At 59.1% G+C, this 634-nt stretch carries 1 protein-coding gene; it reads left to right on the plus strand.

Annotated features, from left to right (window positions below):
* Positions 1-541, plus strand: a 541-nt coding sequence (locus tag C448_RS05545; protein ID WP_004052533.1) for a zinc ribbon domain-containing protein, incomplete at its 5' end; no start/stop codon positions are given.
* Positions 542-634 lie beyond the last annotated feature (93 nt).

The following is a 634-nucleotide window of genomic DNA, read 5'->3' on the forward strand; positions in this document are numbered from 1 at the left end:
TTCCCTCCAACAGACGGGAACGCGGTGGGCGCACGAAGCCATGCAGCGTGTCGGACAGAAGGAGGAAACACGCTTCACGATTCTCTTACACGAAGCGTCGAACGCGATTCTCGCCGAAGCCCGCGAGAACGACTGTACGCATATCGCGTTCGAGGAGTTGACCGACATCCGCGAACGGCTTCCGTGGGCAACGTGGCAACACCGCTGGGCGTTCCGCAAACTGTACGATTTCGTTTCGTACAAGGCCGTGGAAGACGGTATCAGCGTTCGGCAGATACCGCCGAACTACACGAGTCAGCAGTGTTCGCGTACCGACTGTGGATTCACGCACGAGGACAACCGCGACGGCGGTTCGTTCGAGTGCCTGAAATGCGGATACAGCGTCCACGCGGACTACAACGCCGCGAAGAATATCGCGGTGAAGTACGCAAAGAAACTCCGTCGGTCGCACAAGTCTTCCGACGGAGGGGCACCCGTAGACGTGCCCATGAACAGCGGGTTGCTGACGGTCGAAAGTCCTTCCGTCGTTACGGTTGGATAAGAAGGCCCGAGACCACGCTGAAAAGCCCCACCCTCAAGCGCGAAGGCGTCAGCCCGAGCGGTAGGGTGGGGATGTTTACTTCGTCGGCGATTT

The organism is Halococcus morrhuae DSM 1307, from assembly GCF_000336695.1.
GTDB classification, from domain to species: domain Archaea; phylum Halobacteriota; class Halobacteria; order Halobacteriales; family Halococcaceae; genus Halococcus; species Halococcus morrhuae.